Below are 6,095 nucleotides of genomic sequence, written 5' to 3'. Positions count from 1 at the left end.
TCCAGGTCCTTGTCATAAGCAATCCGAGGAGGGCGATCATGGCAATCCAGATCGTGATGGACCGCACCGGCGACAGCCGTCACCCTTTCAATCCGAGCGACGCAAAGGAACTGGCGAAGGCGGAGAAGCGCTTCAACAAGCTGACGAACGCCGGATTTACCGCTGCGGTCCGCGCCGGTCCTGGTCAAGTCTCGCAGATCAGGTCGTTCGACCCGAACGCGGAAGAGACCGTATTCTTTCCAAGGCTGGTCGGCGGTTAATCGGCCGCGCCATGGTGCGCCTTACGCCGTCTCGCCCGGGTGAACGCTCGCGCAAGAGAGCCATAAGGGCTCTCTTTGTCAGGCATGGTGTGGATAGAACTCCGGAAGGCCGGTCGTTGCAGCTTCTGCGCCACTGGCTGTCGCCGGCGCAACGGGCGCAGTTTGCGCAAGAAGGCTATTTCGAGGTCGTCGGCTGCGACACCGGCAGGCAGTACAGGATCTATCCTGGCGCCGCGACGAATGTCTGCGAGATCGACGACAACGGCCGCCCGAAGGTCGGGCTGTGCTTCCTCCCGCTGGGCGAGCTGCCTATCGGAGACATTATGCTCTCCCAGAAAATTGCGCTGGAACGCTGCGAGAGCCACGCGCTCGCGGTGGCCAGAAGATTCGCTCCGACCGGTTTCTCATTCCGGCGAAGCCGGCTTATTCGCTGAGGCGCGAAAGCGCACGCGCGGCGGACATGAATTTTTAAAAATGCAGATTCTGCAAGTGGTGTCGAGGTCGGCGAACCGGCTTTGGAAACCGTGCACCGGCGGGCCGTCTCGGCATATATTTGGAGCACAAGGAGGTGCGATATGGCGGCAACAGCTACACAAGTCGTTCTCGATACGCAGGCGGCGGAATTTCGGCTTCCGGCCACCGACGGCAAGGCTTACGCACTGGACGACGTTGCGGGCGAAAAAGGCACGGTCGTCGTCTTCATCTGCAACCATTGCCCATACGTTAAAGCGGTGATCGACCGCATGGTTGCGGACGCCCGCGTGCTCATTTCGGAGGGCGTCGGCTTTGCAGCGATTTGCTCGAATGATGCTGCGACCTACCCCGAAGACTCGTTTGAGAATATGAAGCGTTTCGCGAAGGCTCATGATTTCCCGTTTCCCTATCTTCACGATGAGACCCAGACAGTCGCACGGGCGTATGGGGCGGTCTGTACGCCGGACTTCTTCGGTTACAATGCCGACCGCAAGCTCAAGTATCGTGGCCGGCTCGACGAAGGCCGCACAACTCCGCCTCGCGCGGGAGTGCCGCGAGAGCTTGTCGAGGCCATGCGTGCGATTGCGACCACCGGTGTGGCGCCGGCCGACCAAAAGGCGTCTATCGGCTGCTCGATCAAATGGAAGGACGCATAAGGCCGAGCCGTTGTCCTGGCCTCCCACCCGCGGGATCTGAAGAGCACCCGCTCTCTAGGTTGAACCGACCTCGACCGCGCGAGCGGCCAGGACCGTCCATCGTTAGGCCAATGCGCAGTCTGGTTTCCCTTGAACTGCCGACCGACTCGGCAGATACCACCGCGTGGTGGCTATGGCGTAAGCTGGAAGTGCCATTGTCATCACACCAACAGCAAACGGCGCTTTCGCCTTGGAGAGGTCCAGCGATGCCCGCAGATCATGAAACACGCCCCTTGGGTCGAACGGGCATCCGTGTGCTGCCCTTGGGCATCGGCACGAACAAGTGGCGGCGTGCCGATCGCGGGGCCGTGTTGGAAACGTACAGGATCATTCATGATGCCGGCCCATGCATGATCGATACGGCCGAGATCTATTTCTCGGAGCGCGTCGTGGGTGATTGCTTGCGCGCCGGTCCCGTCGGCACGGTGATAGCATCGAAGTTCCTTCCCTTTCCGGGCCGAACCTCTCCGCGCCGCCTGATAAGCGCGCTTGACGGTTCGCTCGCGCGCCTGGGCCTCAAGACAATCGATCTCTACTACGTCCATTATCCGCTGCCGTTGATCGATGTGCGAGTGTTCGCCGATGGCCTCGTCGAAGCGGTGAAGTCCGGCAAGGCACGCGCGGTCGGCGTGGCAAATTTCAGTACGGAGCAGATGCGCCGCGTGGCCGATCACCTCGCAAGGGCAGGCGTTCGGCTCGCAGCCAATCAGGTCAACTACAGCCTGCTCCGACGAGCAGCGGAAACAAATGGGGTGCTCGCAGCCTGCCGTGAGCTCGATGTGGCGCTGGTCGCGTATTTTCCCCTTGCGTCCGGCCGCCTCACGCAGCCGTCGGACGGCATGGACGCGAAAGCGCTGCTAACGTGTCTCACCGAGATTGCCCGCGCGCACGATGCCAGCATCAGCCAGGTCGCCTTAAACTGGCTGTTGGCGCGCGACAGTCACGTGATCCCCATCCCGGGCGCGACCAAGCCTGATCATGCCAGGGTCAATCTCAATGCACTGAGTTGGCGGTTGAGTGGGACTGAGTTTGACGCGATCGACCGAGCCTCAGCACATGGCGGATGATTCCGGCGCCCATCAAAACCCCTGGCCAGAATGCCCGTTCGTCCACTCCATTATTTTGGAATAACCGATGACGTCAGTGGTGGCGTTGTAGGCCGTGAACCCATAAGCGCGCCGGGCGGACGGCTTGCCAGAGTCCGCCGTGCCCCCAATAGCCGACGTACTGTTGCATAGCAGCGAAACGACGCGATGGGCCACAAGCCGAAATCGAGCACCGTATTATGAGCGGGAAATAGAGTACTTCAGTTCTGGATTCGTCATGCTTGAGTTTGTCCCGTGCGTCCACTTCTTCTGCAAGGAAGAATGCATGGCCGGGATAGGCCCGGCCATGACGGCCGCTACCAGCAAGGTTGAGCTACGCTGAAACACTTGCTCCTTGAAGTCATTGGTCACGTATCCGGTCTCAGCGATGCGCAGCTTGAACAAATTGAGCGGTCGTTGCCGGCAAGGTGCGGACCCCGCATCGTCTTCACCCTATATTCGCAGTCACGGCGAGGGCGAGGCGGCCGTGCAAGCCACATTCCCTGGCGCAGCCGTTATCCGCTCTGCGGTAATGTTCGCGCGAGACGACGTCTTTCTCACGACAATTCTTGGGTTCGAGGTCGATCAACGCGCGGCGGCGTCAAACTCAAGAACGGCCAGCCACTCTCTTAGATGAACGGGCGACAACCGCAGGTTCAGCCTTCCTTCAAAGCGCGCGATGTAGAACGCGATCACCACATGGAGGGGACAATGGTTTCGCTCAAGAAAGCTCTTTCAAGCAGCGTCGCCGCGCTTGCCGTCGCCGCAACGCTGTTCACCGGATCCGCACCAGCTCAAGCACATGACGGCCGCAACGCGGCGCTTATCGGCGGTTTGGTCGTCGGGGCTCTCGTCGGCGGCGCACTGGCGTCGGAAGCGCAAGGTTACGAGTCCTATCCGTCCTACAGCTATCCAGCCCCTCGTCGCTACTACAGCGGATATTCGACGTACAGCCGCGACTACAGCGGCTATGATGATGGCTATTACGCGCCCCAACATCGATATCGCCATTGCGACCACGATTACCGCAGCGTTTCGGGTTGGGACGACGACGAGGACTAATCCGCCAGCGCGGAAGAAGGCCCGCCGGATCAACAGAGGGTGCTGCAAAAGCAGCGCCCCGACCGCCGGCGGGCCTTTGTGTTGGCCCGATCAGCATGACAGCCGGCCACGCGGTGGTGGTCGTGATAGCACCCTCTTACGGCCCGAACGCGGCCACGATGGTTCGTCATTCCACCAGGTCAGTCGCTGGGACCATCTTCTTCATCACAATTAACGCAAAGAGGCTCACGCGCGTGAATATTCCAAAGATTTCTGCGGCTAGTATCTTAGCCATTTGTATTTCGCTCGCGGGCTGCGCACAAACTCAACAGCAGCAACGGGCCGCGACCGGCGCCGCCGTGGGCGCTGTCGGTGGAGCGCTCGTTGGTCAAGCTATCGGCCGGAATGCGGGTAGCACCATTCTTGGTGCTGGTGCCGGCGCCCTGCTTGGCGCGGCCGTAGCCGACTCTACCAACCCACCACCGTCTGGGCGGGAAATGTGCCGCTACCGCGCTCCCGACGGCAGGATCTATGTCGCTGAATGCGACGAGCGCTATTACCAAGGCCGGTACTGACACCGGTCGGCAAGGCGTCCCCAGCCACGGCGGCGCCTCCCGCGCCACACTGCGCCCATGAATGCAGCCATGGAGACTCCGATGGGAAAGCCGATTGCCATTCTACTCTCTTCCGCGGCGTTCGCCGCCCTAGCCGCGAGTAGTGCCGACGCCATGCCGATCTCGCGCTCGACCGCACCAACGTTGAACGTCGAGCAGGTTCGCTGGGTGTGCAACGAATGGGGGCGCTGCTGGCACCAGCGGGACTATTACCGTCCCTACGGCTACTATCGACGCTATGATGATGGCGACGAGTGGCGAGAGCGTTATCGGTACCGCTATAACTATGGCTACGGTCCACGTTGGGGCGGTTACGGTTGGCGCCGCGGTTTGGAGGATGACAAAGAGCAATGAGCCGCGATCAGCGTGCGGCGTCGAGAGCATCGCGATCCACGCGCATCCTCGCTTCATCGCTAGAAGTCACGCGCTGTTCGATAGGTAAAGCTGGGGCATAAGGTTCCCATGTAAGCTTGCTGTCAGGATATGAATCGCAATCTCGAATAAGATCGTTCGAGCTTTGACGCATTCGCACCAAAGACCAGACTGCGTCTTACTTTCAACACGCCATCCGATTTCTACTTTTTCCCGATCCGGGACGGCTGCTGAATCGTTGGCAGCCGATCAAAGAGAGAAAGGGTGGATCAAATGAAAAAGGTGTTCGTAATCGCGGCTGCGTTCGTCGCTGTCACTTCGGCGGCCCATGCGCGTGGACCGGGCGGCAGCTTTGGCGGAGGCGCCTCCAGCTTCTCGCCGGGCCATCCGTTCCAGAGCAGCGGCCCCGTCACGGGCACGACCGGCGCTTCAGGCTATTCCCCCGGCCATCAGATGCAGTCCAATGGACCCGTAACCGGATCCCCGGGAGCCTCAGGCTACGCGCCCGGTAAGCTCAAGCGCTAAAAGCATAAAGGACACGCGCAAGAGGCCGCCTCAGTTGGCGGCCTCTTTTCGTTTTTGGGGACGATCAGCGCGCGGCTACAGCACGCCGGTTTCCCGCAGGCATGGCGTATGGTTCTTGTTGATGCAGGCCGTCTCGGCGCGCCACTTTTCCAGTCCGCGCCATGCCACAACCGCACCGGTGACGGCCGCACCTCCAGTCGATCGACCCAAGCACTTTGATGAACTCACCGACATCCGTCCACGTCGAATGGAGCGGGCCTCACAGGCCTAACCAAGTGATGATTAGCAGTACGAGGCCCGCAGCGCTGGCCGTTCCGGCGTAACGATCAAGGTTCATGGGGGAGCGATAGCGTTGATCGAAAGAGAGCCCCAGCCAAGGGAGCTGGGCCGGGGCTTAAAGGTCCCAGCGCGCGACCGGGAGAGGAGTCGCGCACCGTCGGAGCATATCTGAGTCGATGCTGTCTTGTTTTCGTGGAAGCGCTGTGGTCCACAGGAAAGACCGGCCGCTAGCTCCACTCTGCGGCGAGCTTCGCGATCTGCTCATGGTCGAGCAGCGACGGCTGAGCTTCCCTGAATATCGTGGCGTCCAAGCCGTGTAGCTTCTGGGCCACGACCCGCTGAACAGCGGTTCGAAGCGTCATTTGGCCCTGCCCGTACAATGTGACGATCTCCTCAGGATCGAAGGTCGTTTTGCTCCTGCGCTTGTCTTTGATGCTGCAGGGTCGTGCAAGGTGGTGCGGCTGTTGTCGGCAAGCATTACCCGCAAATTAGGGGTCGTCTCGTTTCGAAATCGTCGTGGGGCCGTTCTGCAAAACGAACGAGCGGCCGAGGTTGGCGGCTCGTCGACAACGGGAAACTGTCCGTATCGACCCCCCGGTGTCTGAAGTTGAATTTCGCGAATCCGGGCGCATATTCACGGTATGCCCCACTTGGATACTTGTCAGGGGATCCTGCGGCGGCTGATCGCCAAGGGAGACCCAAACGCAATTCCACTGGCTGAGAGGGCCATCAACGAGTACCTGGAAGTTA

General features: G+C 60.7%; 9 protein-coding genes. 8 read left to right on the top strand and 1 reads right to left on the bottom strand.

Annotated features, from left to right (window positions below):
• Positions 1-38 precede the first annotated feature (38 nt).
• The 8 genes from AC629_RS42720 to AC629_RS42680 all read left to right on the top strand — a co-directional run bounded on the left by AC629_RS42720 (position 39) and on the right by AC629_RS42680 (position 5,066).
• Positions 39-260: a hypothetical protein gene (locus AC629_RS42720; RefSeq protein ID WP_084810620.1), complete on the top strand. Its 222-nt coding sequence runs from the start codon at positions 39-41 to the stop codon at positions 258-260.
• A gap of 116 nt (positions 261-376) precedes the next feature.
• A complete protein-coding gene (locus AC629_RS42715) occupies positions 377-694 on the top strand; it encodes a hypothetical protein (protein WP_349531685.1) in 318 nt (105 codons plus the stop codon).
• 141 nt (positions 695-835) lie between these two features.
• Entirely contained in the window at positions 836-1,390 is a 555-nt protein-coding gene (locus AC629_RS42710; RefSeq protein WP_084810618.1) for a thioredoxin family protein, read from the top strand.
• 110 nt (positions 1,391-1,500) lie between these two features.
• Positions 1,501-2,496, top strand: coding sequence for an aldo/keto reductase (locus tag AC629_RS42705; protein ID WP_210419211.1), 996 nt, complete (start codon positions 1,501-1,503; stop codon positions 2,494-2,496).
• A 729-nt stretch (positions 2,497-3,225) separates the two neighbouring features.
• Entirely contained in the window at positions 3,226-3,576 is a 351-nt protein-coding gene (locus tag AC629_RS42695; RefSeq protein WP_084810615.1) for a hypothetical protein, read from the top strand.
• A gap of 233 nt (positions 3,577-3,809) precedes the next feature.
• Positions 3,810-4,130 (top strand): YMGG-like glycine zipper-containing protein, encoded by a 321-nt coding sequence (locus AC629_RS49580; protein WP_143199901.1) that lies wholly within the window; start codon positions 3,810-3,812, stop codon positions 4,128-4,130.
• Positions 4,131-4,211: 81 nt separating this feature from the next.
• Entirely contained in the window at positions 4,212-4,523 is a 312-nt protein-coding gene (locus tag AC629_RS42685; protein ID WP_084810621.1) for a hypothetical protein, read from the top strand.
• A gap of 291 nt (positions 4,524-4,814) precedes the next feature.
• Positions 4,815-5,066: a hypothetical protein gene (locus tag AC629_RS42680; RefSeq protein WP_084810614.1), complete on the top strand. Its 252-nt coding sequence runs from the start codon at positions 4,815-4,817 to the stop codon at positions 5,064-5,066.
• A 506-nt stretch (positions 5,067-5,572) separates the two neighbouring features.
• On the opposite strand, the gene AC629_RS50055 is transcribed toward AC629_RS42680, so the two are convergent.
• The gene (locus tag AC629_RS50055; RefSeq protein ID WP_283848242.1) at positions 5,573-5,707 is read right to left on the bottom strand and encodes a hypothetical protein; all 135 of its coding nucleotides are present in this window, start codon (positions 5,705-5,707) and stop codon (positions 5,573-5,575) included.
• Between the last annotated feature and the right edge of the window lie 388 nt (positions 5,708-6,095).

The sequence above is a fragment of the Bradyrhizobium sp. NAS80.1 genome (assembly GCF_001908205.1).
In the GTDB taxonomy this organism is placed as follows: domain Bacteria; phylum Pseudomonadota; class Alphaproteobacteria; order Rhizobiales; family Xanthobacteraceae; genus Bradyrhizobium.
The sequence above is the reverse complement of the archived record's forward strand: the minus strand, read 5'-3'. Positions and strand labels throughout refer to the sequence as shown.